We start from the raw sequence: 21,314 nt of genomic DNA on the forward strand, positions 1-21,314 counted from the left end.
ACGTTGATCGTATGACGATCGGATTCCCTGACCGATTTCCTCGCCGCGCGGCGGTGTCGGCCTGCGCCCTCTGCGTGGCGGGCCTGCTGACGCTGGCGTCCGGCACGGCCGCCCACGCCACCGCGGCGCCGGACCCGGCCCCGCCCCCGCGCGCGGCGGTGCCCGGGCCGTCCCTGCTCTACCACTCCGGGACACAGGTTCGGCCGCACGCCGGGGTGCCCGAGGTCCCGGACGTCTCGGCACTGTCCTGGCTGATCGCCGACGCGGCCAGCGGCCAGGTGCTGGCGGCGAACGAGGCGCACCACGCGCTGCCGCCCGCCAGCACCCTGAAGACCCTGTTCGCGCTCACCGTGCTGCCGGTCCTGCCGGGCGGTCTGGAACACCGGGTGACCCACCAGGAGCTGGCGGACGTCGAGGAGGGCAGCAGCCTGGTCGGCGTCGAGGAGGGCCGCACCTACCGGGTGTCCGACCTGTGGCGCGGGGTCTTCCTCAGCTCGGGCAACGACGCCGTGCACGTCCTGGCCGCACTCGACGGCGGCTGGGACCGCACCGTCTCCCTGATGCAGGCCAAGGCGCGTTCCCTGGGCGCCCTCGACACGCACGTCGAGTCCCCCGACGGGTACGACGCACCGGGTCAGGTCTCCTCGGCGTTCGACCTGGCGGTGTTCGGCCGGGCCGGGCTGCGCAACCAGGACTTCGCCCGGTACTGCTCCACGGCCTCGGCCCAGTTCCCCGCCGACGCCGGATGGTCCTTCGGCATCCAGAACACCAACCGGCTGCTGACAGGCGAGGACGGCGTGCCGCGCTATCCCGGCCTGATCGGGATCAAGAACGGCTACACCACCAACGCCGGCAACACCCTGGTCGCCGCCGCCGAGCGGGGCGGGCGCACCCTGATCGTGACGGTGATGAACCCTCAGGACGGCGGCGTGTACGACGAGGCCCGTCAGCTGCTCGACTGGGGTTTCGAGGCGGCCGGACGGGTCGACCCGGTGGGCTCGCTGGACGCCCTGCGGGCCAGGCCGCGGCCCCGGCCGGGACCGAGCACCGTCCCGGTGGCGGCGGCCACCGGGCCCGAGGAGGGCTCCGGCTGGTCCGAGGCCGGTGTCGCCGTGGGCGTCGCGGCGCTCGGCGCGGGCGCCGTCGCCTTCGCGCTGCGGCTCAGGGGCGCCCGGTCCGCGCGTGACTGACCGGTCGGCAGGCCCAGCAGCAGACCCAGCGTGATCCAGGTGTAGATGTTGCTGCCGAGGAACCCGTCGACGCCCGACGCGTCGTCGAACCACAGCCACACCACGCTGGTGCACATCACCGCGTACAGGGCGCCCGCGATCCGCGGGTACCCCGCGCGGGCCAGCAGCGCGAACGAGGGCAGCACCCAGACCAGGTGGTGCACCCAGGTGATCGGGCTGACCAGGCAGGCGGCGAGACCGGTCAGCGCGAAGGCGGCCGTCCAGTCCGCGGCCGCCACCGCCCTGCGGGTCCGCCACGCCCAGACGGCGAGCGTGATCAGCACGACCGACGCCCACAGCGGCTTGTCGGGATGGCCGAGCCTGGCCAGTACGCCCTGCAGCGACTGGTTGGACACGTAGTCGAGCCGGCCGACCCGGCTGGTGTCCCACAGCGCCTGCGTCCAGTAGAAGCGGGACGCCTTCGGATCGGCCCAGGCGGCGAGCCCGGTGGCGACGAACGCCACCGCCGTCGCGGTCGCCGCCGCCCGCCACCTGCGGGCCAGCAGCAGCATGCCGATGAAGAGCGCCGGCGTGAGCTTGACGGCCGCGGCGAGCCCGATCCCGACGCCGGCCCAGCGTCCCCGCCCGCTGCGCAGCAGGCAGCAGTCGGCGAGGACCAGGGCGAGCAGCACCAGGTTCACCTGGCCGAAGCTGAAGGTGTCCCGCAGCGGCTCGAACAGCGCCAGCGCGCACAGGGCCAGCGCCCAGCGGTACCAGCCCTGGCGCCGCCAGCCCGGCCCGGCCAGGATGCGCAGCACGACGGCCAGCGAGGCCAGGTTGACCAGCAGCGAGACCGCGATGGCCAGGCGCAGGCCGACCAGCGCCATGGGCAGCATGCCGACGGCGGCGAACGGCGGGTAGGTGAAGCCGTACGCCGTCCCGGGCACCCGGTAGTCGTAGATCCGCCCGCCGTGGTGCACCCAGGTGTGCACGGTCCCGTAGTAGACGCGCAGGTCGAACCAGTCGCGCAGCAGCGGCACGGTGGCCGTGAACACGCTCACGGCGGCGACGAGGACCAGGACGAGCAGCAGTCTCCCCCGGTCGGTACCCGGTCCCCTCATGCCGTACGTCCCACGGCCGGGGCCTGCGCGGTCTGGTGGGCCTGCCAGAGCACGACCACGCCCAGCACGCCGCCGGAGACGGCGAGGACGAGCTGCGCGGCGTCGGCCGGGCCGCCGCTGGGCAGCACGGCGAGCGCGAGCACTCCGGTGACGGCGGCCACCCGGTGCCGTACCGAGGTGCTGGGCGCCGCGGCCGCTATCAGGAACAGGCCCCAGATGGCGTACCAGGGCCGGATCGCGGGTCCGAAGGCGGCGACCGCGGCCAGGCTCAGTCCGAGGGCGTAGACCGGGCGGAGCCGCAGCCGGACCCATATCAGCAGCACGGTCACCGCGGTGAGCACGAGTCCGAGCAGGTGCCAGGCGGGTACGGCCAGCGGCGCCAGGTCGCTGCCGAGGTGTTCGAGGAGTGCGCCGGTGGCCCGGCCGAGGAGGCTGCTGAGGGCCCAGTTGTGCGCGGAGACCGGCGTGTCGAGCGCGCCTATCCACCCGTACCCGGTCCCCGCGACGGCGGTCGCGGCAACCGTCGTGGCGGCGGACGCGGCGGCCGTGAACAGGGTGGCCCCCACCGGGCTGCGGCCCTTGCGCGCCTGTACGACGATGATCGCCAGCAGCCCCAGTGCGGCCGGCGCCTTCACCAGCGCCGCCAGCGTGACGAGCACGGCGCCGAGGACCGGCCAGCGGCCGAGCGCGGCGACCAGGCCGAGGCCCAGCAGACCGAGCATGATCGCGTCGTTGTGGGCGCCCGCCACCAGGTGCAGCAGCACCAGCGGGTTGAGGGCGCCGAGCCAGAGCGCGGCGGCCGGGTCGGCCCCGCTGTGCCGGGCCAGCCGGGGCAGCGCGGCCGCCATCAGGCCGACGCCGAACAGGGCGACCAGCCGCATCCCGAAGAGCCCGGCCGGGAGTTCGCCCCGGGTCAGGCCGGACAGCAGCGAGGCCACACCCATGAACGCGGGGCCGTACGGCGCGGCGGTGTTCTGCCAGACCGGGGCGACCTCGTCCGCCAGCGGCCCGCCGAGCTGCGCGGGTCCCGCCGTGTAGACGTCCATGTGCGCGTCGACCATCGCGCCCTGCGCGAGATAGCTGTACACGTCCCGGCTGAACAGCGGGGGCGCGAGCAGCAGCGGGGCCGCCCAGACGGCGAGGACCAGCAACAGCCGGCGGGGGGTGGGCGGTTCGCCGCCGCGTACCAGGCGGCCCAGCAGCAGCCATGCCGCGATGAGGAGCACGACGCCGAAGTAGACCCCGACCAGACCGAACGCCGCCTGCGCGGAGCCCGGCGCGAGCAGGTCCTCCACGGGCAGGGCGCCGGCTGTCTCACCTCCCAGGGCGAGGAAGGCGGTACCGGCCAGGCCCAGGACCTGGCAGCGGCGAAGATCGACGGGAAAAGCCATGGCCAACACTGGGTCAGCGTGTCAAGGGCGGGTGGCCAGAAGGCGACGGGGCGTTTTCTTGGGAGCGGCCTGCTTGTTACCTGTGTGCGGTGGAGCGTGATCGGGGGCGCGGGAAGGGAGTTGAGCGCGCCCGCTGGCGAAGCCGCGCCGCGCCGACGGCTGCGCCTGGAGGACGACCGCGAGCATCGCCGCGCGGAGCGATCCGCCGATCCGCCGGTCCCCCCGTCCCGCCGGACCTAGAACACGGACAGACCGGTGAGGGTCGTGAATCTGTCCAGCGCGGCGACTCCCGCCACCGAATTGCCCCGCTCGTCCAGCCCCGGGCTCCACACGCAGAGCGCGCAACGCCCCGGTACCACGGCGACGATGCCGCCGCCCACCCCGCTCTTGCCGGGCAGCCCCACCCGGTACGCGAAGTCGCCCGCCGCGTCGTAGGTCCCGCATGTCAGCATCACCGCGTTGACCTGTTTCGCCTGGCTTCTGGTCAGCAGACGGCTGCCGTCGGCCCGGATGCCGTGGCGGGCCAGGAAGGTGGCCGCAAGGGCGAGGTCGGCACAGGAGGCGGCGACGGAACACTGACGGAAGTACTGGTCGAGCAGGACCGGGATCTCGTTGTCGATGTTGCCGTAGGACGCCATGAAGTGGGCCAGCGCGGCGTTGCGGTCGCCGTGCTGGGACTCGGAGGCGGCCACCTCCGTGTCGTATTCCAGCGTGGCGTTGCCGCTCTCGGCGCGCAGGAAGGCCAGCAGCTCGCCGGCCGCGTCTCCGGTACGGGTCTGGAGCCGGTCGGTGACGACGAGGGCGCCCGCGTTGATGAACGGGTTGCGCGGGATGCCCTGTTCGTACTCCAGCTGGACCAGGGAGTTGAAGGGGTTGCCGGACGGCTCCCGGCCGACGTGCTCCCAGAGTTCGTCGCCCTCGCGGGCCAGGTCGAGTGCGAGGGTGAAGACCTTGGTGATGGACTGGGTGGAGAAAGGCTGCCGCCAGTCGCCGACGCCGTAGACCGTGCCGTCCAGCTCGGCCACGGCCATGCCGAAGCGGCGGGGGTCGCAGGCGGCGAGCGCCGGGATGTAGTCGGCGGGCCGCCCGCGGCCGGGCGTCCGCTCGATCTCCTCGGCGATCCGCTCCAGGACCGGCAGAAAGGGCGGTGACGACGTCATTGCCATGATCGCCATTGTGCCCCGGGGCCGGTCCCGGCGCGTGTGCGCGGGTCGGGCGAGGGACCCTCCGCTGCCGGCGACGGCCTCGGGACACAGCGGGCCGGCGAGCCGCTCGGCGCGCAACAGACCCTTCTCCAGGACGAGTTCGACACGCCCCGGCCGGTGGCGACGACCTCGCCGGCGTTGATGTTCGTCGAGGTCCCGGGGAGGCGGAGATCGCCGTACCGGTGATGGGGAAGTTCTCGGTGGCCCGCAGGGTGTGCACACCCCGGCAGGCGTCGGCGGGCACGTCACGGTCGCCGAGCAGCGTGTGTCCGCTGCGAACGGTCACGGGTCCTGTTTCAAGAGAGTGAGGGTGAAGCGCCCCGCAAGGGGCGCGGGGAACTGCGCGACCGGCCACGGCCGACCCGCGGCCGCCGACCGACAACCCGGCCCGTCCCGCTAGGCGCGGGCCGAAACCGGAACCGGCTCCAGGGAACGAACGGGCCGCACACGCCCGACCTCCCTGCCACCGCCGAGCAGCGCCTCGCCGGCGAACCCGGTCAGCAGCTCCGGGTCGACCCCGGCCCTGGCCAGAGCGGCCGCGGCGACCGGCACCCGCGCCCGGTCGGCCCCGTCGGCGATCTTCACGGCGACGGCCCGGCCGTCCGGCAGCGCGGCGACCTGCACGCCCTCGAAGCCGTCCTTCGCCAGCAGCCCCGGCACGGCCGCCATCAGCGCGGCCACGTCACGCCCCGCACCGGACGCCATCTCCGGGTGCTGCCGCATCGAGTCGGCGACCCGTGCCTCCGGTGTCCCCGGCGCGGCGGTCACGATCCGCGACACCGCCCGGGCCAGCCCGTGCAGGGAGAGGGAGAACAGCGGCGCGCCGCACCCGTCCACGGTGGTGCGCGCGATGTGCTGCCCGGTCAGGTCCTCGACGATCTCGGCGATCGCCTGCTGGAGCGGGTGCTCCGGGTCCAGGTAGTCGTCGAGCGACCAGTCGTTCAGCTTCGCGGTCCACAGCATCGCCGCGTGCTTGCCGGAGCAGTTCTGGGCGAGCCGGGAGGGCTGCCGGCCCGCGCGGATCCAGGTGTCCCGGACCGCGGGGTCGTACGGCAGGTCGGGCACGTTGCGCAGGTCGGCTTCGGTCAGTGCGGCGAGGCCGAGGATCCGCCGGGCGCCGGCGAGGTGGCGTTCCTCGCCGGAGTGGCTGGCTGCGGCCAGCGAGAGCAGCTCGCCCTCGAGCGGCAGTCCGGCCCGCAGCATGGCCACGGCCTGGAGGGGTTTGACGGCCGAGCGCGGGTAGAACGCGGCCTCGATGTCGCCGAGCTGGAACTGGACCTCGCCGTCGGCGCCGAGGACGACGACGGAGCCGTGGTGGACACCCTCGACGACCCCGCCGCGTATGAGGTGGGCGACGGGGGCGTGCAGGGGTTCACGGACGACGGGTGCGGCCGCGGGGGAACTGCTGTACATCACTGCCTGGTCTCGGGTGGGCCGGGACGGACCGGTACGCGGTTCACGCGTCGGCTCCGCTGGACGGGTGTGCGGGTCGCACGATGTGGGTGAGGGTCGTCTCGACGCGGTCCAGGTGGTGGCTCATGGCGTCCACGGCGTCGGGTTCGCACCCGTCGACCAGCGCTTCGACGATGGCGCGGTGCTCCCGGTTGGACTGCTCGCGGCGGCCGCCCAGTTCGTTGAGGAAGGCCGACTGGCGCGCCAGCGCGTCCCGGATCTCCTCGATGACCCGGCGGAAGACCGGGTTCTGGGCGGCCTCGGCCACGGCGAGGTGGAAGAGGGTGTCCATCGCGACCCACGCGGTGGTGTCCGTCTCCCGGTCCATGCGGTCGAGGAGATGGGCCAGGTGGTCCAGGTCCTCCGGGGTGCGGCGCAGCGCCGCGTACCCGGCGACCGGGATCTCGATGTGCCGCCGCACCTCCAGCAGGTCGCTGGCCGCGTAGTCGCCGAAGGTGGGGTCCTCGACGGCGCCGGCGACGACGAAGGTGCCCTTGCCGGTCTTGGAGACGGTCAGGCCCATCGTCTGCAGGGCCCGCAGGGCCTCGCGCAGGACAGGCCTGCTGACCTCCAGGGAACGGCACAGCTCCGCCTCGGAGGGGAGTTTGTCGCCGATGGCGTACTCGCCGCGCTCGATGGCGCCGCGCAGGTACGACAGGACCGCCTCCATGGCACTCACGCGCCGCGGGGGCTGTCCGGCTGTCGGGCTGTCTGACAGGTTCACGAGTGAGATGGTCCGGGCTGCGGGACGCGACTGTCAAGGTGCCCCGGAAGAAACACGCACGGGGTGCGACACCTGAAGGGACAGGCGTCACACCCCGTGGCGGAGCGGTGACCGGGTCAGGCGCTGATCGTGTTGGTGGCGAGCAAGCCGAAGAGGGCCAGGCCGACGACGATCCGGTAGATCACGAAGGCGTTGAAGGAGTGCTTGGCGACGAACTTCAGCAGCCAGGCGATGGAGGCGTAGGCGACGACGAAGGAGACCACCGTGCCGACGACCAGCGGGGCGGCGCCGACGCCCGCACCCAGGGCGTCCTTGAGCTCGTAGAGGCCGGCGCCGGTCAGGGCCGGGATGCCGAGGAAGAACGAGAGGCGGGTGGCGGCGACCCGGTCGAGGTCCCGGATGAGCGCGGTGGACATGGTGGCGCCGGAGCGGGAGAAACCGGGGAAGAGCAGGGCGAGGATCTGGGAGGAGCCGACCCACATGGCGTCCGCGAAGGAGGTGTCGTCCTCTCCGCGCTTGTGGCGGCCCATCTGGTCGGCCGCCCACATCACACCGGAGCCGAGGATCAGCGAGCCGGCCACCACCCAGAGCGAGGCGAGGGGGCCGTCGATCAGCGGCTTGGCGGCGAGGCCCACCAGGACGATCGGGACGGTCGCGGCGATCACCCACCAGGCGAACTTGTAGTCGTGGTGGTAGCGCTCCTCCTTGTTGACCAGCCCCCGGCCCCAGGCCGAGACGATCCGCCGGATGTCCTTGAAGAAGTACACCAGCACGGCGGCGATGGCGCCGACCTGGATGACGGCCGAGAACCCGACGACGGACTGGTCGTCGACGGGGATGTTCATGAGCCCCTCGGTGATCTTGAGGTGGCCGGTGGAGGACACCGGGAGGAACTCGGTCACCCCCTCGACTACCCCGAGGACGGCGGCCTGACCGACGGAGATGGCGCTCATGGGATCCAGTTCTGCAGAGTTTGGTCGACAGTGCTGTAGACAGTCTTACAAGGCGCGCGTGTGAAGCAAGTCCTAGGACCACACCGCCTGGGCGATCGCCACTCCGGCGAAGGCCGACCCGAGACCCGCCGCCACGCTCGCGACGACATTGGCCGCAGCGTAGAGCCCGGCGCCGGTCTCGGTCAGCCGCAGGGTCTCGTAGGAGAACGTCGAGTAGGTCGTGAGCGCCCCGCACAGCCCGGTGCCCAGCAGCAGCTGGAGGTGGGGGCTCGCCGCACCCGCCTCGGCCGCACCGGTCAGCAGGCCGAGGATCAGGCAGCCGACGACGTTCACCACGAAGGTACCCCAGGGGAAGACGGAGTCGTGCCTGGCCTGCACGGCCCGGTCGGCGAGGTAGCGCAGTGGAGCACCTACGACGGCACCGGCGACGACCAACAGCCAGTTCACAACGACCTCTTACCCTTCGAGTCCGTTTTGCCGGATTTGACGTCCCGGCCGACGTACCTGATGACCTCGCAGTCGTCCAGGGTGACGAGACCTTCGCTCACCAGTTCGTCCAGCTGGGGCAGGAACGCCCGGATCCGTTCCTCCGTGTCCACGACGACGACCGCCACCGGCAGATCCTCGCTCAGCGACAGCAGCCGCGCGGTGTGGATGCGGGAGGTGGCACCGAAGCCCTCGATGCCCCGGAAGACGCTGGCGCCCGCGAGACCTGCCGCGTGGGCGCGGTGCACGATCTCCGTGTACAGGGGCTTGTGGTGCCAGCAGTCATCCTCGCCGATGTAGACCGTCAGGCGCAGGGCACGGCCGGTCAGTCTCGTCATCGCTGCCTCCGGGTCAGGAGTCGGCGGGTCACCGTGGCCGCGCACCACACCGCGGCGAGGGCCGCACACAGGGTCGCTGCGAGGTAGGCCAGGCCCGTGGCAGGCCTGCCGTGGTCGACCAGCTTCTGGATGTCGACGGCGTAGGTGGAGAAGGTGGTGAAGCCGCCGAGGACGCCGGTGCCGAAGAAGGGACGGACGAGGCGGTGCGCGGGCAGTCCTTCGGTGATCAGGACCAGGAAGGCACCGATGACCGCACAGCCGACGGCGTTCGTCCAGAAGGTCGCCCAGGGGAATCCGCCCGCCGCCGTGGGCAGGGCCTGGGCGATTGCGTAGCGGGCCAGCGCCCCGATCGCGCCGCCGGCGGCGACCACCGCGACGACCGGCGCCTGGGCACGCCACTCGGACCGCCGCTGGGGGCTCGGCTGGACACGGAGGCTCTCGGCTTCCGGGGCTGTCATGGGTCGTAGGTCTCCTGTTCGGCACCGCCCCGACGGGTGCCCCAGGGTACCGCCGCGGCTACCTGCCGGTCACTTCGCGAGGGGGGCCGCGCAGACCGCCACCCCGGGTTCCCGGACGCTGCCGAGGACCAGGTGGCGGCCGGTCACGCAGACGCTGGTGGCCATGCGGAAGCCGGAGTGCTGCCGGGCGAGGTGGTGGACGATCCTGCCGTGGTCGTCGAGGGCCGTCACGGCGACGGTGCCGGCCGGACGGTAGGGGGCGTGCACGGCGGCTCGCGCGGCGGCCCGACGGACGGCGGCCGGGGCCCGGTGGAAGAGGTCGAGCGGCGGATTGCGCGGACCGGCCAGGGCGACCCAGATCAGCTCGCCGTCGCGCCACATGTTGTCGGGCATGCCGGGCAGCTCGGCGAAGAACTCGGCGCGTCCGGCCCGCGGGCCGGACAGCCAGTAGCGGGTCAGGCGGTACGCGCCCGTCTCGGCGACGATCAGGAAGGTGCCGTCGCCGCCCACGGCCAGCCCGTTGGCGAACTGGAGTCCGTCGCAGACCACTTCGGCGCTGCGGGCGCCGGGCGTGAGACGCAGCAGGCGGCCGGTGCCGCTGTGCTCGACGATGTCGCCGATCCAGTGGTCCAGCGGGAAGCGTCGGCTGGAGGACGTGAAGTACACGGTCCCGTCGGGCAGGGCGACCACGTTGCTCGCGAACCGCAGCGGCTCCCCCTCCGCCGAGTCGGCGAGGACGCGGACGGCTCCGTCGGCGAGGCCGACACGCAGCAGGCCGCGCTCCGCGTCGCACACCAACAGGTCGCCGTCCGGGAGGAGTTCGAGGCCCAGCGGGCGGCCGCCGGTGCGGGCCAGCTCCCGGACCCGGGCGGTGTCCGGATCGCCGAGGCCGTCCAGGCGCAGGATGCGGCCGTCCTCGACGCCGGTCAGGACGCCGCCGTCCGGAGCCGTCACCACGTCCTCCGGGCCGCGGCCGCCGATGGCGACGTAGTGGAGCGGGACGAGGCGCGAGGGTCGGTCCATGAACCCCATACTGACAGGCGTGACCGGTCTCACCAGCCCTTCTCGAACATCCGGGCCACTTCGGCGATACGGATCTCGTCACGCTGGTAGTAGGTGCGGTGCCGGATGCGCCGGGTGCGCAGCAGCCCGAGCCGGGTCAGCATGCCCAGATGGCTGCCTGCGGCCTTGCGGGAGATGCCGAGTTTGGCCGCGACGGCCCGGACGGTGACGCCGTTCTCGGTGAGGTCCGCGTGACGCCGGGGCGGGAAGTGGGCCGCCGGATCCTTGAGCCAGTCCAGAATGTCCAGGCGGCTCACGCTCTGGGAGTTCCTCAGCATCCGACCGGCCTCCGTCCGTCCCCTGCCTCCTCGCAGTTCGTTTTCCCACTGTTCCGCAGCCGAAGCCACCATGGCAGCGAGTCGGAGAGCGTTGTCCGAGACCGGACGGCCGGCCGCGTCCGGCCGACGGGGGCCTTGCCTTCGTGCCCGGTCCAGGACCGGTGGAAGGGGCCCGGCCCTCCCCCTGCGGCCGGAACCCTCGTCAGTGGTGGTTCAGCGGCGGCTGAACCGCGCATGGAGGAGAGTGCCTTGCCGTCGTAGCCGAACAGGGCCTGGTTCTCCCAGCCGTTTCCGGACGTGGCGTCGGTCGGGTCCATAGCCGTTGCCGGTGACGGCGGTCCAGGGTCGCCTCCCAGCAGAAGACGCCGAGTCCCCGGCCGTTCGGGACCGTCTCCACGATGTTCGCGACGACGTTCATCCAGGCCGGCCGCGGTGGCCGGGTAGCAGGTGACCAGTTCGCCGCTGGTGTCGATCTGGTTCTGCGGCGAGGCGTCCTGGCCGAGGGTGAACGGGTGGGCGAGCAGGCGGTCTCGGCGACGAAGACCGGCCTGCCGTAGCGGGCGGCCGTGTCGTCCAGGGTGGTCCGGGGCGGCGGCGAGCGAGCCGTGCCGATGCCGTAGGTCCTGGCGTTGCCGAAACCACCAGCGGACCGTGGCGTCCTCGCCCGCGTTGGCCAGGTGCAGGGCGACCTGGGTGGCGGAGCAGACCGCCTTGGCCGCGCCGTAACCGGAGTTGAGCAGGCCGGCGAGCTGGGACCAGTTGCCGGTGGAGCCCTCGGACCGGAGCATGCCTGGTCCGGTCACTCCTACGGTCAGCTCAGGACGGACGTCTACCAGCACACCTACGACGTCCTGAACGCGCTGAAGTCCCGGGGCACCACCGCCGGCACGGTCCAGATCGGCTACGAGACCAACGGCGGCCCGGACGACATCGCTGTCGGCGGTTTCGACGACTCCGCGGTGGCGACGGCGGTGCCGCCGGCGCTCACCACGATCCGCCAGCCCTGGGACCGGATCGGCACCGGGACGGTCCGCGTGCTGCTGGCCCGGATCGGCGGTGAGGACCCGACGGCCGTGATCCTGCCGACGGAACTGGTGCGGCGCGAGTCGGCCTGAGGCGGAGGCAGGGGGCGAGCGGTCCGGCAGCCGGTCAGTTTTCGAGAAGCCGTGGCGCCCCCGGTGCTCCTAGCGTGGGATCCACCGGACGAACCGTGCCGGGCCGCCACGCACGAGGAGCGAGAAGACCATGACCGCAGGCATCCAGACGATCATCTACCCCGTGAAGGACGCGGAGCGGGCCAAGGCCCTGTTCGGCGCGCTGCTCGATGTCGAGCCGTATGCCGACGAGCCGTACTACATCGGGTTCAAGGCGGCCGGGCAGGACGTCGGTCTGGACCCGAACGGGCACGCCCAGGGCCTGACCGGGCCGACGCCGTTCTGGCATGTCACCGATCTGCGGGAGCGGCTCGCGGCGCTGCTCGCGGCGGGTGCGGAGCTGGTCCAGGACGCCCGGGACGTCGGCAACGGCCGGCTGGTCGCCTCGGTGAAGGACGCCGACGGGAACATGGTGGGTCTGCTCCAGGACCCGGTGGCCTGACCGGCCTGCCGCCCCTTGGTACGGCGGTCAGGCGAGTTCGTTCGGCGCCCCCCGCCACGACTGCTTGCATCCGCACTAGTTGCACACTCAATGATTGACCGGATCGGTGCTACGGTGCGGGTATGGCAGTCACAACGGCCGAGTCGCGGCTGGAGGAGCGCTGGCGGGACATCCTGTCGGTGCACGCGCGCACGATGTGCGAGATCGACCGGGTGCTGCACCCGCACGGGCTGGGCGCGAGCGACTTCGAGGTGCTCGACCGGCTGGCCGTCGGATCGCCCGACGAGGGCGACCACTGCCGGGTGCAGAACCTGGTGGGGCAGGTCCATCTCAGCCAGAGCGCCCTGTCCCGGCTGATCGGACGGCTGGAGAAGGACGGCCTGGTGGAGCGGTCGGTGTGCGTCGAGGACCGGCGGGGCGTGTGGGTGGCGCTCACCGAGAAGGGCCGCGCCGTGCACGCCGAGGTGAGGCCGCTGCAGCGGGCCGCGCTGCAGCGGACGCTGGAGGGTCCGGCCGGCGGCTAGAGCGCGGACTCGATGCCGTCCGGAAGTACCTCGATGCCCTCCTCGGCGACCTGGGCGCGGGCCCGGGAGGCCGAGTCGACCAGGGGGTCCGTGTCGTTCAGGTGGGTGTAGATCCGGCGGGCGCGGGGGTGCCGGGCCAGGGCGGCGAGGCTCCCGTGCGGGCCGGAGACGGGGAGGTGGCCCATGGCGGCCTGCCCGGGCCGGAGCGTACCGCGGTGCCCATCTCGTCCGCGGTGAAGACGGTGCCGTCCAGCAGGACGCAGTCGGCCTCCGCACACAGCTGGTCGAGCGTGTCGCTCCAGGCGCCGACACAGGGTGCGTAGAGCAGGACTCCCCCGGTGGCCAGGTCCTCGACCCGCTACGCCGTGACCCAGCGGCCGTCGGCCGCGGCGGGTCCGGCCGGTACGCACTTCGGGGCCTTGGCGCTCACCGGATGCGCGGTCACCACCAGGCCGCCGGACAGCACGAACCCGCCGTCGGCCAGGCTGTCCGCCCACTCCCAGGGAGCGTAGCCGTCGAGGGCCCCGCGGGCCGGGGCCAGCACCGTCCGCACCGGCGGGGCCGCGTACACCTTCAGGTCCGGCGCCCCGCGCAGCACGGTCAGACCGGTGACATGGTCGGCCTCGCCGTCGGTGAGCAGCACACCGCGCACCGGGGTCTCCCGGGGACCCGGGCCCGGCCAGAGCATCGCGGTGGCGGTGAGCTGGGCGCGGATGTCCGGGGAGGCGTTGAGCAGCCACCAGTCCCGGCCGTTGCCGGTCAGGGCGGCGCACTCCTGGGTACGGGACGGCAGCTTGCCGTCCCGGGCGGCCGCGCACGGCGCGCAGGCGCAGTTCCACTGCGGGTATCCGCCACCGGCGGCGGTGCCCGGCAGGACGACCCTCACGACGATCCGCCCCTCTCGGTCTCCCGGCCCCTGCTGGGATCTTCCCTCAGGACGGGCCGCGCTATCCGTGGCCGCCGGGATGAACTTCCGGCTGTCCTTCGGGAGGCTGCCGGTCCACCGGGCGCATCGGCGGGATCGGTTCCGACGGGAAGTCGCGCCTGCCGGTCCACAGCGCCGGTACGGCGTCGCACCGGCGGCACAGTTCGTAGGCGACGGCCTCGTAGTTGACCCGCCAGCCGTGGAAGTGCGGCCAGGCCTCCTCGGGGCCGCGTTCCGCGCGAAAGCCGGTCTTCTCCAACATGGCCACGGCCGCCTCGAATTCGCCGAACGTCAGGTCGATCGGGGCGTCGGGGGGCGGGTCGGCGTCGAAGGTGCCACGTACCGAGACGGCGATGTCGCGCAGCGCGGTGAAGCCGGCGCGGAGCACCAGGCGGGCCTCGGCGGGGGCGGTACGCGGGGCGAGCGCGAGCTGCAGGGCGGCCGCGTCCATGACGGCGATCAGCCCCACCAGCCAGCTGCGGTAGGGGCGCGGCGAGCGGAACGCCAGCAGCACCGGGTAGGTGGCGTGGCTCTCTCCCATGTCCGCGGCCAGCCGCTCCCAGTCCCGGTAGAGCTGGGGCAGCGCGACCTCGGTGTCCACCAGCCACTGCCGGGCCAGGATCTCCGGGCCCCAGGCGGGCTCGCCGGCCCGGGACTGCAGGAGGGTGACCTCCAGTTCCCGGCGGTTGTAGGCGGCGTACAGCGTGGGGAGGTAGGCGATCTGCAGGGCGATGACGACGGGACCGGTGGCGGCGGCGACGAAGTCGAGCGCGGACAGCCGCAGCCGGTCGCCGCTGGCGAACCCGAGGGTGAACAGGCTGGACCCGGCCTCCCGGAAGGCGGTGCCCCAGGAGAGCGGGGAGAACGCGTACAGGAGCATGCCGAAGCCGAGGAACGCCCCGCCCAGCCAGGCGGCGAGCATGCCGACCAGCATCAGCGGGGCGAGCCAGGTCTCCGCCCGGTCGATCGCCCTGTAGTCGCGGCCCCGCGCGACGAGACAGAGCAGCCTGCGCAGGGTCCACCAAAGCCGGTACACCAGCACGGAGTACAGGCCCCGGGGGACCACGAGGGTGCGCAGGATGCTGCGCAGGACCAGGATCAGCACCAGTCCCCCGGCCACCCCGGAGATCCATTCCATGGGGCCATTGTGGCCCGCACGGCGACCTCCCGGTGACCGGGAGGCGGCGTCAGCCCGCCGGGCGGGCCAGCAGGGTGCGCACGCCCTCGGACGTCAGCGTCAGCGCGTGCGCCGAGCTGCCGTCGATGGCGAGCGACAGGTTGTCCTCGGGCCACTGCTGGGCGAGCGCGCCCAGCGGCACCAGGCGGTAGCGGGAGACCGTCGGCAGCAGACCGGTCAGCTCTCCCTCCGAGGTGAACACGGGGACGACGGGATCGCCCTCGGGCCGTTCCAGCACGGGCAGCGCGATCATGGCGGGATCGGCCGTCTCCGCCGCGTCGTCCGGCACCGGGACCAGCACGTCGCTGTGGGCGAGCGTGTCCAGCGCGTCACGGTCCTCGGCGTTCACGGCCAGCGTGTCGAGTGCCCGCTGGGCCGGCGTCGGAAAGTCGTCGTGTGCGGGTGTCTCCATGACAGATCCCCAGGTAGTGGCGGTTCTGGCCGCAGGGACCGGTGAGTACCGGGCGGCCACGGCACGCGTACCCGGTCGGGGCCGCGGCATGCGTCCGGGCTCCCGGCCCCGCCCTCGTGACCCGATCGGCCCCTTCCGATTTGACACCGCCCAACCCCCTCTCCACCCTATGATTATGACATCCATTTTCAAAAGGAGGAGTAACCAGCGATGCGTGTGGCTTTCGTCGGCAAGGGCGGCAGCGGCAAGACCACCCTGTCGGCTCTCTTCGCCCGCCGGCTGGCGCGCTCCGGCGCGCCGGTCGTCGCGATCGACGGCGACATCAACCAGCACCTGGCCCACGCCCTCGGCCTCGACGAGGGCGAGCCGTTCACGGCACCGCCGCTGAGCACGCGGACCGGCGCGATCAAGGACTACCTGCGCGGCACGAACCCCCGGATCGCGTCCCGGGAGGCCATGGTCAAGACGACTCCGCCCGGGCGCGGCTCACGGCTGCTGCGCCTGCTCGGCGACGACGAGGTGCACCTCCACCACGTCCAGGAGGTCGACGGGGTGGCGCTGATGGTCACGGGGGCGTTCACCGAGGGCGACCTCGGGGTGGCCTGCTACCACTCCAAGCTCGGCGCGGTGGAGCTCTACCTCAACCATCTGGTGGACGGGCCGGGCGAGTACGTCGTCGTCGACATGACGGCCGGCGCCGACGCCTTCGCGTCCGGCCTCTTCACCCGCTTCGACATGACGTTCCTGGTGGTCGAACCGACCCGCAGGAGCCTGTCCGTGTACCGCCAGTACCGGGACCACGCGGCCGAGTTCGGCGTCCCGGTCGCCGTGGTCGGCAACAAGGTGACCGGCCCGGACGACCTCGCCTTCCTGCGCGAGCAGGTGGGCGAGGACCTGCTGGCCCACTGCGAACTGTCGTCGTACGTCCGTGCCCAGGAACAGGGCCGGGGCGGCGGCGCGCTGGAGCCGCACAACTCCGGGGCCATGGACCGGTTGCGGGCCGCCGTGGACGCGCAGGCCAAGGACTGGGACGCCTTCCAGCGGCACGCCGTGGAGTTCCATCTGCGCAATGCCGCCGCCTGGGCCGACGCGGCCACCGGCCAGGATCTGGCCGCCCAGGTCGACCCGGAGTTCCGGCACGGACCGGCGGCCCTGCCCGCCTTCGCCTGAGGATCCGCCGCCGCTCACTCCCTCTCGGCTCTCTCCCGGTTCTCTCCCAGTTCCCTTTTCGATTTCCTTTCGGGCACCGCCCCTTGAACAGAACAGGATCCAGCCCCATGTCGCTCGACGTCTCCCCGCAACTGCTCGCCGAAGCCGAGAACGGCCCGGTGCGGGAGGAGGACTTCGTGGAAACCGTGCGTACGTCACTGCCGTACGCATACCGCCTCGTCGCCCATCTGGCCGCAGAACTGCGCGACGGCGACGGCAGCCGCGAGTTCGCCGACAACCAGACCCCGCCGCCGTCGGAGCGGGAGCGCGGGCAGCTGCTGCGGGCACTGTCCTCCGACGCGATCCGGTCCAGCCTGGAGCGCCACTTCGGGGTCGTCCTCGCCTTCCAGAACTGCCACCGGGTGGCGGTGTTCCCGCCGCAGGCGCGGGGAGGCGAGACGCACTCCCGCTTCACCTCGGCACGCTCGCAGATCCTCAACCAGTCACCGGAGTTCCGCGACTGCTGAACCCCACCGGCGCGGACGGGCGGCCCGGCGCCGGGCCGCCCGCTCAGCCGGCGACGATCTCGGCGAACCGCTCGGCACCGACGTTCCCGCCGGAGAGGACCACCCCGATCCGGCGCGGCAGCGGCGCCACCCGATGGGCGAGCAGCGCGGCCAGTCCGCTGGCCCCGCTCGGCTCCAGGACGGTCTTCAGCCGCTCGAAGGCGAACCGCATCGCGTCCCGGATCTGGGCGTCGCTCACCAGTGAGATGTCGTCCACCAGAAGCCGGTTGACGGAGAAGGTCAGCTCGCCGGGGATGTCGGCCGCCTGGCCGTCGGCGATGGTCCTCGGCACCGGGACGGACACCCGGTGCCCGGCCTCCAGGGAGCGCCTGGTGTCGTCCCCGGCCTCCGGCTCCACCCCGACGACCCGGATCCCGGGCAGCACCCCCTTCGCCGCCGTGGCGCTGCCCGCGATCAGCCCGCCGCCCCCGACCGGCACCACCAGGGCGTCCAACTCGCCCACCTCCTCGATGAGTTCGAGAGCCGCCGTGCCCTGTCCCGCGATCACGTGCGGATGCTCGTACGGCGGGACCAGGGCGAGTCCGCGATCGGCCGCGAGCGCCTCGCCGATGGCGACGCGGTCGCCGGTGTACCGGTCGTAGGTCACGATCTCCGCGCCGTACCCGGCGGTCGCCTCCAGCTTGGCGCGCGGAGTGTCCTCGGGCATCACGATGACGGCGGTGGTGCCGAGTTCGCGGGCGGCGAGAGCGACGGCCTGGGCGTGGTTGCCGGAGGAGTAGGCGGCGACGCCCTTGGCCAGTTGCTGCGCGGAGAGGCGGGAGACGGCGTTGTAGGCACCCCGGAACTTGAAGGCGCCGATGCGCTGGAGGTTCTCGCACTTCAGGAACACCTCGGCGCCGACCAGTGCGTCCAGGGTGCGCGAGCGCAGCACGGGGGTGCGGTGGGCCACTCCCTTGATCCGCGCGGCCGCGTCCCGTACGTCCTGGAGGGTCACGGGCGGGGTGTCGGGCATGGTCTTCCTCCGTTCTGGGCGCCGCCGGGCGCCGGATGGCGTCGAGCACGGGCGTTCGACGCCGACAGCATGGAATTATTGTCTATCATCTGGACGAGAAGTCCAGACCCGGTCCGGGCGGCGGCTCCGGGAGGGGACACGGAGGCGGGCGGATGGCACAGGAACCGACGGGCACGGCGCGCGAGGCGGCGGCACGGGCCGAGCAGGACGCGATCATCGCCGCGCTGGCCCCCGTCGTGGACGGGATCGTGGCGACCTTCGGCGCCTTCTGCGAGGCCGTCGTCCATGACTTCCGCCGCCCCGAGCGCTCCGTGGTGGCCATCGCCGGGTCGGTCACCGGGCGCGGGGTCGGCGGGTCGATGAGCGAGATCGGCATGAAGCTGCTGGCCGCCGGGGACGCGGCGGCCGACGAGCTGAACTACCTCACCCGGACCCGGGACGGGAAGCTGGTCAAGTCCTCCACGATGGTGTTGCGCGACTCGGCCGGCACGGCGTTCGGGGCGCTGTGCGTGAACCTCGACGTCACGGCCGTGACCCAGGTCCACGCGCTGGTCGGAGACCTGGCCGGAGTCGCGGCCCTGCCCGATGCGCCGCCGACCACGACGTTCGGCGACGACATCACCGCCGTACTGGACTCGCTCGTGGACGCCCGCCAGCTGCGCGAGACCAGGCCGTGGCCGCAGCTCAGCCGCGCGGAACGGCTGGACCTCTTCCGGGACCTCGACCGGCAGGGCGTCTTCGCGGTGCGCGGGTCGGTCCAGCAGATCGCCGTGCGCCTCGGCATCTCCCGGGCCTCCGCGTACAACTACCTGGCGGCGACCCGGGCGGACGAGTGAGGGGCCGCCCTCGCGAGCGGTGTCATCCGATGTGGACGACCCGCGCCCAGGCGGGCGGTTCGTCCGGCAGGTAGTCGGGGTCGTTCTCGTCGTACGGCGTGCCGCTGTGCGTGCGGGGGAAGAGCCCGACCACCGTCCGGCAGGGCGGCCGGGCCGGCGGCCAGGGTGTCTGTCCGTCGGTCAGGGCCACGACGACGTCCGGGGCGGGGCGCGCCCGCAGAGCTCTGGCGAAGCCCTCGCGCAGATCTGTCCCGCCGCCGCCCACCAGCGTGATCCCCTCGGCACGGCACAGGGGTTGCGCGGTCCGCGCGGCCGCGTCGCAGGAGACCACGCTCACCAGGTCCCGGCGGCCGCCGACGGCGCGGGCGATGGCGGCCACCTCCAGCAGCGCGCCGCCCAGTTCGGCGTCGCTGACCGAGGCCGAGGTGTCGATGACGACCGAGACCCGGGGCGGCCGGCGGCGCAGGCTGGGCAGCACCACCCCGGGCACGCTCGCCGAACGGCGAGACGGGCGGCCGTAGTCGTAGTCGTCGCCGGTGCCCGCGGCGGAGGTCGCCGAGCGGACGGCCGCGCCCAGCAGCTCCCGCCACGGCTGCGGCGGCTGGAAGGCCTCCTCCGCCCAGCGGCGCCAGCCGTCCGGGGTGCTGCCCGGGCGCCCGGTGATGGCCTGCGCCACCCGGAACCGCACCCCGTCCCGCTCCTGCTCGCTGAGGCCGTTCGCGCCGTCCGGCCCGAGGTCCCAGGCGCGTTCGCCGCCGTCGGCGCCGCTGCCGCAGTCCAGCCAGGTGAGGTCCCGGGTCAGGGGTCCCAGCCGGAACTGCCGCAGGTAGTCCTCCATCAGCAGGCCCTCGGCCAGCCTCAGGTTCCGTGGCCGGACGGCACCCTGGGGCCGGGCCAGTCCGTCGCCGTAGGCGTCGTCGTTGATCTCCAGGTCCGCCGCGATGTTCATCCGCAACCGCTCGCCGGCCCCGGCCAGCCCGCGCTGCCGGGCGACCCGGTCGCTGCGCCCGTGGTGGTCGCGCAGCAGGTGCGACACCTCGTGCACCCAGACGCCCGCCAGGTCCTGCACCGGCATCCGGTCCACGAACGCGGGCGAGACGTAGCACCGCCAGTGGGGATCGACGGCCATGGTCGGCACCTGCCGGGACTCCACCACGTGCAGGGCGAACAGCGCGGTGGCCAGGTAGGGCCGGGCCCGGGCGGCCTGCAGCCGGGCGGCGTACAGCTTCTCCAGGTCCAGGGTCCCGGCCGGTTCGGCGCTCATCGTCCGGCCTTCGCGGCTACGCGCTGGGCGGCCCGGTCGGCCCGGCGGGACACGGAGACGGCCCCGGCGAGGCGTTCGACGGCCTCCGGCACGTCCCAGTCCTCCCGACGGAGAGCGGCGAGGCCGGCGGCGGGCACCACCACCAGGTCCGGGGCACCGGTGTCCAGCGCGCGGACCAGCAGCTCCCAGGCCGCGTCCCAGCGGGCCCGGTCGGGCCGCTCGCGCACGGCGGCGACCACGCCGTCGAGCACGGCCTGGCGCAGATCGCCGCGCTCGGGCAGCTCGGCCGCGCCCGGGTCGGCGAGCAGGGTCTCGGGGTCCGGGAGCTCCAACCGGTCCACGCTCGCGAGCAGTTCAAGCCCCGGACCGTCTCCGACCGTGCCCCGCACCAGCAGGGAGAGCACGTCCCGGGAGGAGCCGGCGGCGTGCGCGAAGGCGACCAGCGTCACGGTCATGTCCCAGCTGCGGGGCGACGGCCAGGCGCCGCCCCTGCGCATCTCGCCGCTGGGCAGCCGGTGGACGAGCGTGGGGCGGGTGGCGAGCAGCCCGCACACCGCGCGGCGGGCGAAGTCCACGGCGGCGGGAAGCTTTCCCGGGTCGAGCCGGGGCAGCGTCGCCCGGGGCCAGGTGCCGCCGAGCCCGCGCACCACGACCTCGTGGTCGTGGGCCCACTGCAGGTGCACGAACCGGTTGGCCAGCGGCGGACTCAGCTCCCAGCCGTCGGCCGCCGAGGACCGCGGGTTGGCCGCCGCTACGATCCGTACCCCGGGCGGGAGTCGCAGGGCGCCGACCCGTCGTTCCAGGACGAGCCGGAGCAGGGCGGCCTGCACCGCCGGCGGCGCGGTGGACAGCTCGTCGAGGAAGAGCAGGCCGCGGCCGGCCCGCACCAGCCGTACCGCCCAGTCCGGCGGCGCCATCGGGACGCCCTGGACGGCGGGGTCGTCTCCTACGACGGGCAGCCCGGAGAAGTCCGACGGCTCGTGGACGCTGGCGATCACCGTGGTCAGCGGCAGGTCCAGGGAGTCGGCCAGCTGGGTCAGGGCGGCGGTCTTGCCGATGCCGGGTTCGCCCCACAGGAGGACGGGCAGGTCGGCCGCGACGGCGAGGGTGAGCGCCTCCAGCTGGGTGTCGGGCCGCAGTTCCGTGGCGGAGTCGCCTAGCAGCTTCAACAGGTCGTCGGCAACGTCGAGTTGGGCGGAAACGCGCAGGGGCATGGGTGATCACCTTTGGGTTGGGGGATGAGCGAGTGAGCGTG

General features: G+C 73.2%; 24 protein-coding genes and 4 pseudogenes. 8 read left to right on the forward strand and 20 right to left on the reverse strand.

Going from position 1 to position 21,314, the window contains the following annotated elements; all coding sequences use genetic code 11:
• Positions 1–11 precede the first annotated feature (11 nt).
• Positions 12–857: pseudogene (locus tag ACZ4O3_RS11830) on the forward strand (D-alanyl-D-alanine carboxypeptidase family protein); the annotation flags it as partial.
• 89 nt (positions 858–946) lie between these two features.
• On the opposite strand, the gene ACZ4O3_RS11835 reads toward ACZ4O3_RS11830, so the two are convergent.
• The 13 genes and pseudogenes from ACZ4O3_RS11835 to ACZ4O3_RS11895 all read right to left on the reverse strand — a co-directional run.
• Positions 947–2,290, reverse strand: a complete 1,344-nt coding sequence (locus ACZ4O3_RS11835) for a glycosyltransferase family 87 protein (RefSeq protein WP_467722048.1) — start codon at positions 2,288–2,290, stop codon at positions 947–949.
• The gene (gene mptB, locus ACZ4O3_RS11840; protein WP_467722049.1) at positions 2,287–3,681 is read right to left on the reverse strand and encodes a polyprenol phosphomannose-dependent alpha 1,6 mannosyltransferase MptB; all 1,395 of its coding nucleotides are present in this window, start codon (positions 3,679–3,681) and stop codon (positions 2,287–2,289) included. The genes ACZ4O3_RS11835 and mptB overlap by 4 nt, the downstream gene beginning before the upstream one ends.
• Before the next feature lie 236 nt (positions 3,682–3,917).
• On the reverse strand, positions 3,918–4,856 hold the full coding sequence (locus tag ACZ4O3_RS11845; protein ID WP_362731121.1) for a glutaminase: 939 nt from the start codon (positions 4,854–4,856) through the stop codon (positions 3,918–3,920).
• Positions 4,857–5,282: 426 nt separating this feature from the next.
• Entirely contained in the window at positions 5,283–6,299 is a 1,017-nt protein-coding gene (locus tag ACZ4O3_RS11850; RefSeq protein ID WP_467722050.1) for an asparaginase, read from the reverse strand.
• A 43-nt stretch (positions 6,300–6,342) separates the two neighbouring features.
• Entirely contained in the window at positions 6,343–7,008 is a 666-nt protein-coding gene (locus ACZ4O3_RS11855; protein ID WP_362720498.1) for a FadR/GntR family transcriptional regulator, read from the reverse strand.
• Positions 7,009–7,178: 170 nt separating this feature from the next.
• Positions 7,179–8,015 (reverse strand): undecaprenyl-diphosphate phosphatase, encoded by an 837-nt coding sequence (locus ACZ4O3_RS11860; protein ID WP_362720486.1) that lies wholly within the window; start codon positions 8,013–8,015, stop codon positions 7,179–7,181.
• A 72-nt stretch (positions 8,016–8,087) separates the two neighbouring features.
• Positions 8,088–8,462: a fluoride efflux transporter CrcB gene (crcB, locus tag ACZ4O3_RS11865; protein ID WP_362720483.1), complete on the reverse strand. Its 375-nt coding sequence runs from the start codon at positions 8,460–8,462 to the stop codon at positions 8,088–8,090.
• Positions 8,459–8,839 carry a DUF190 domain-containing protein gene (locus ACZ4O3_RS11870; protein WP_467722051.1) on the reverse strand — a complete coding sequence of 127 codons (381 nt, stop codon included), beginning with the start codon at positions 8,837–8,839 and terminating at the stop codon, positions 8,459–8,461. The genes crcB (ACZ4O3_RS11865) and ACZ4O3_RS11870 overlap by 4 nt, the downstream gene beginning before the upstream one ends.
• Positions 8,836–9,297, reverse strand: coding sequence for a fluoride efflux transporter CrcB (crcB, locus tag ACZ4O3_RS11875; RefSeq protein WP_362720477.1), 462 nt, complete (start codon positions 9,295–9,297; stop codon positions 8,836–8,838). The genes ACZ4O3_RS11870 and crcB (ACZ4O3_RS11875) overlap by 4 nt, the downstream gene beginning before the upstream one ends.
• Positions 9,298–9,366: 69 nt before the next feature.
• Positions 9,367–10,320 (reverse strand): SMP-30/gluconolactonase/LRE family protein, encoded by a 954-nt coding sequence (locus tag ACZ4O3_RS11880; RefSeq protein WP_467722052.1) that lies wholly within the window; start codon positions 10,318–10,320, stop codon positions 9,367–9,369.
• Between the two features lie 29 nt (positions 10,321–10,349).
• Complete coding sequence (locus ACZ4O3_RS11885; protein WP_362720471.1) at positions 10,350–10,637, reverse strand: ArsR/SmtB family transcription factor; 288 nt, start codon at positions 10,635–10,637, stop codon at positions 10,350–10,352.
• Between the two features lie 202 nt (positions 10,638–10,839).
• A complete protein-coding gene (locus ACZ4O3_RS11890) occupies positions 10,840–11,250 on the reverse strand; it encodes a glycosyl hydrolase 53 family protein (protein ID WP_467722184.1) in 411 nt (136 codons plus the stop codon).
• Between the two features lie 73 nt (positions 11,251–11,323).
• A pseudogene (locus ACZ4O3_RS11895) lies at positions 11,324–11,425 on the reverse strand (hypothetical protein); the annotation flags it as partial.
• Here ACZ4O3_RS11895 and ACZ4O3_RS11900 point away from each other — a divergent pair.
• The 4 genes and pseudogenes from ACZ4O3_RS11900 to ACZ4O3_RS11915 all read left to right on the forward strand — a co-directional run.
• A pseudogene (locus tag ACZ4O3_RS11900) lies at positions 11,426–11,557 on the forward strand (glycosyl hydrolase 53 family protein); the annotation flags it as partial. It abuts the pseudogene before it with no gap.
• Positions 11,558–11,752: pseudogene (locus ACZ4O3_RS11905) on the forward strand (substrate-binding domain-containing protein); the annotation flags it as partial. It lies immediately after the preceding pseudogene.
• A gap of 130 nt (positions 11,753–11,882) precedes the next feature.
• On the forward strand, positions 11,883–12,233 hold the full coding sequence (locus tag ACZ4O3_RS11910; RefSeq protein ID WP_362720469.1) for a VOC family protein: 351 nt from the start codon (positions 11,883–11,885) through the stop codon (positions 12,231–12,233).
• 122 nt (positions 12,234–12,355) lie between these two features.
• Positions 12,356–12,757, forward strand: a complete 402-nt coding sequence (locus ACZ4O3_RS11915) for a MarR family winged helix-turn-helix transcriptional regulator (RefSeq protein ID WP_384991811.1) — start codon at positions 12,356–12,358, stop codon at positions 12,755–12,757.
• Here the strand turns inward: ACZ4O3_RS11915 and ACZ4O3_RS11920 are convergent.
• The 4 genes from ACZ4O3_RS11920 to ACZ4O3_RS11935 all read right to left on the reverse strand — a co-directional run bounded on the left by ACZ4O3_RS11920 (position 12,754) and on the right by ACZ4O3_RS11935 (position 15,271).
• Positions 12,754–12,942, reverse strand: a complete 189-nt coding sequence (locus tag ACZ4O3_RS11920; RefSeq protein WP_467722053.1) for a hypothetical protein — start codon at positions 12,940–12,942, stop codon at positions 12,754–12,756. The genes ACZ4O3_RS11915 and ACZ4O3_RS11920 overlap by 4 nt on opposite strands.
• Positions 12,943–13,115: 173 nt before the next feature.
• Positions 13,116–13,643, reverse strand: coding sequence for an MBL fold metallo-hydrolase (locus tag ACZ4O3_RS11925; RefSeq protein ID WP_467722054.1), 528 nt, complete (start codon positions 13,641–13,643; stop codon positions 13,116–13,118).
• Positions 13,644–13,704: 61 nt separating this feature from the next.
• Complete coding sequence (locus tag ACZ4O3_RS11930; protein WP_362720464.1) at positions 13,705–14,820, reverse strand: hypothetical protein; 1,116 nt, start codon at positions 14,818–14,820, stop codon at positions 13,705–13,707.
• Between the two features lie 49 nt (positions 14,821–14,869).
• The gene (locus tag ACZ4O3_RS11935; protein WP_362720461.1) at positions 14,870–15,271 is read right to left on the reverse strand and encodes an SseB family protein; all 402 of its coding nucleotides are present in this window, start codon (positions 15,269–15,271) and stop codon (positions 14,870–14,872) included.
• A gap of 210 nt (positions 15,272–15,481) precedes the next feature.
• On the opposite strand from ACZ4O3_RS11935, the gene ACZ4O3_RS11940 reads away from it, so the two are divergent.
• Positions 15,482–16,441 carry an ATP-binding protein gene (locus tag ACZ4O3_RS11940; protein WP_467722055.1) on the forward strand — a complete coding sequence of 320 codons (960 nt, stop codon included), beginning with the start codon at positions 15,482–15,484 and terminating at the stop codon, positions 16,439–16,441.
• A 107-nt stretch (positions 16,442–16,548) separates the two neighbouring features.
• Positions 16,549–16,947, forward strand: coding sequence for an SCO5389 family protein (locus tag ACZ4O3_RS11945; RefSeq protein WP_384991822.1), 399 nt, complete (start codon positions 16,549–16,551; stop codon positions 16,945–16,947).
• Between the two features lie 43 nt (positions 16,948–16,990).
• Here ACZ4O3_RS11945 and ACZ4O3_RS11950 read toward each other — a convergent pair whose 3' ends face one another.
• Complete coding sequence (locus tag ACZ4O3_RS11950) at positions 16,991–17,959, reverse strand: threo-3-hydroxy-L-aspartate ammonia-lyase (protein WP_362731566.1); 969 nt, start codon at positions 17,957–17,959, stop codon at positions 16,991–16,993.
• Between the two features lie 152 nt (positions 17,960–18,111).
• On the opposite strand from ACZ4O3_RS11950, the gene ACZ4O3_RS11955 reads away from it, so the two are divergent.
• Positions 18,112–18,795 carry a helix-turn-helix transcriptional regulator gene (locus ACZ4O3_RS11955; RefSeq protein ID WP_362731564.1) on the forward strand — a complete coding sequence of 228 codons (684 nt, stop codon included), beginning with the start codon at positions 18,112–18,114 and terminating at the stop codon, positions 18,793–18,795.
• Between the two features lie 22 nt (positions 18,796–18,817).
• On the opposite strand, the gene ACZ4O3_RS11960 is transcribed toward ACZ4O3_RS11955, so the two are convergent.
• Together ACZ4O3_RS11960 and ACZ4O3_RS11965 are read right to left on the reverse strand one after the other, a co-directional pair.
• Positions 18,818–20,059 (reverse strand): vWA domain-containing protein, encoded by a 1,242-nt coding sequence (locus ACZ4O3_RS11960; RefSeq protein ID WP_467722056.1) that lies wholly within the window; start codon positions 20,057–20,059, stop codon positions 18,818–18,820.
• A complete protein-coding gene (locus tag ACZ4O3_RS11965; protein ID WP_467722057.1) occupies positions 20,056–21,273 on the reverse strand; it encodes an AAA family ATPase in 1,218 nt (405 codons plus the stop codon). Before ACZ4O3_RS11965 ends, ACZ4O3_RS11960 begins: the two co-directional genes overlap by 4 nt.
• Positions 21,274–21,314: the final 41 nt, after the last annotated feature.

The sequence above is a fragment of the Streptomyces sp. NPDC026515 genome, assembly GCF_055567595.1.

What these genes read in the sequence shown, in the direction of transcription:
- ACZ4O3_RS11880 (WP_467722052.1), bottom strand. Translation starts at nt 10,320, where the DNA reads ATGGACCGACCCTCGCGCCTCGTCCCGCTCCACTACGTCGCCATCGGC.
- crcB (WP_362720477.1), bottom strand. Translation starts at nt 9,297, where the DNA reads ATGACAGCCCCGGAAGCCGAGAGCCTCCGTGTCCAGCCGAGCCCCCAG.
- ACZ4O3_RS11870 (WP_467722051.1), bottom strand. Translation starts at nt 8,839, where the DNA reads ATGACGAGACTGACCGGCCGTGCCCTGCGCCTGACGGTCTACATCGGC.
- ACZ4O3_RS11955 (WP_362731564.1), top strand. Translation starts at nt 18,112, where the DNA reads ATGGCACAGGAACCGACGGGCACGGCGCGCGAGGCGGCGGCACGGGCC.
- mptB (WP_467722049.1), bottom strand. Translation starts at nt 3,681, where the DNA reads ATGGCTTTTCCCGTCGATCTTCGCCGCTGCCAGGTCCTGGGCCTGGCC.
- ACZ4O3_RS11915 (WP_384991811.1), top strand. Translation starts at nt 12,356, where the DNA reads ATGGCAGTCACAACGGCCGAGTCGCGGCTGGAGGAGCGCTGGCGGGAC.
- ACZ4O3_RS11965 (WP_467722057.1), bottom strand. Translation starts at nt 21,273, where the DNA reads ATGCCCCTGCGCGTTTCCGCCCAACTCGACGTTGCCGACGACCTGTTG.
- ACZ4O3_RS11945 (WP_384991822.1), top strand. Translation starts at nt 16,549, where the DNA reads ATGTCGCTCGACGTCTCCCCGCAACTGCTCGCCGAAGCCGAGAACGGC.
- ACZ4O3_RS11930 (WP_362720464.1), bottom strand. Translation starts at nt 14,820, where the DNA reads ATGGAATGGATCTCCGGGGTGGCCGGGGGACTGGTGCTGATCCTGGTC.
- ACZ4O3_RS11855 (WP_362720498.1), bottom strand. Translation starts at nt 7,008, where the DNA reads ATGGAGGCGGTCCTGTCGTACCTGCGCGGCGCCATCGAGCGCGGCGAG.
- ACZ4O3_RS11835 (WP_467722048.1), bottom strand. Translation starts at nt 2,290, where the DNA reads ATGAGGGGACCGGGTACCGACCGGGGGAGACTGCTGCTCGTCCTGGTC.
- ACZ4O3_RS11950 (WP_362731566.1), bottom strand. Translation starts at nt 17,959, where the DNA reads ATGCCCGACACCCCGCCCGTGACCCTCCAGGACGTACGGGACGCGGCC.
- ACZ4O3_RS11850 (WP_467722050.1), bottom strand. Translation starts at nt 6,299, where the DNA reads ATGTACAGCAGTTCCCCCGCGGCCGCACCCGTCGTCCGTGAACCCCTG.
- ACZ4O3_RS11885 (WP_362720471.1), bottom strand. Translation starts at nt 10,637, where the DNA reads ATGCTGAGGAACTCCCAGAGCGTGAGCCGCCTGGACATTCTGGACTGG.
- ACZ4O3_RS11920 (WP_467722053.1), bottom strand. Translation starts at nt 12,942, where the DNA reads ATGGGCCACCTCCCCGTCTCCGGCCCGCACGGGAGCCTCGCCGCCCTG.
- ACZ4O3_RS11940 (WP_467722055.1), top strand. Translation starts at nt 15,482, where the DNA reads ATGCGTGTGGCTTTCGTCGGCAAGGGCGGCAGCGGCAAGACCACCCTG.
- ACZ4O3_RS11910 (WP_362720469.1), top strand. Translation starts at nt 11,883, where the DNA reads ATGACCGCAGGCATCCAGACGATCATCTACCCCGTGAAGGACGCGGAG.
- ACZ4O3_RS11960 (WP_467722056.1), bottom strand. Translation starts at nt 20,059, where the DNA reads ATGAGCGCCGAACCGGCCGGGACCCTGGACCTGGAGAAGCTGTACGCC.
- ACZ4O3_RS11935 (WP_362720461.1), bottom strand. Translation starts at nt 15,271, where the DNA reads ATGGAGACACCCGCACACGACGACTTTCCGACGCCGGCCCAGCGGGCA.
- ACZ4O3_RS11860 (WP_362720486.1), bottom strand. Translation starts at nt 8,015, where the DNA reads ATGAGCGCCATCTCCGTCGGTCAGGCCGCCGTCCTCGGGGTAGTCGAG.
- ACZ4O3_RS11845 (WP_362731121.1), bottom strand. Translation starts at nt 4,856, where the DNA reads ATGGCGATCATGGCAATGACGTCGTCACCGCCCTTTCTGCCGGTCCTG.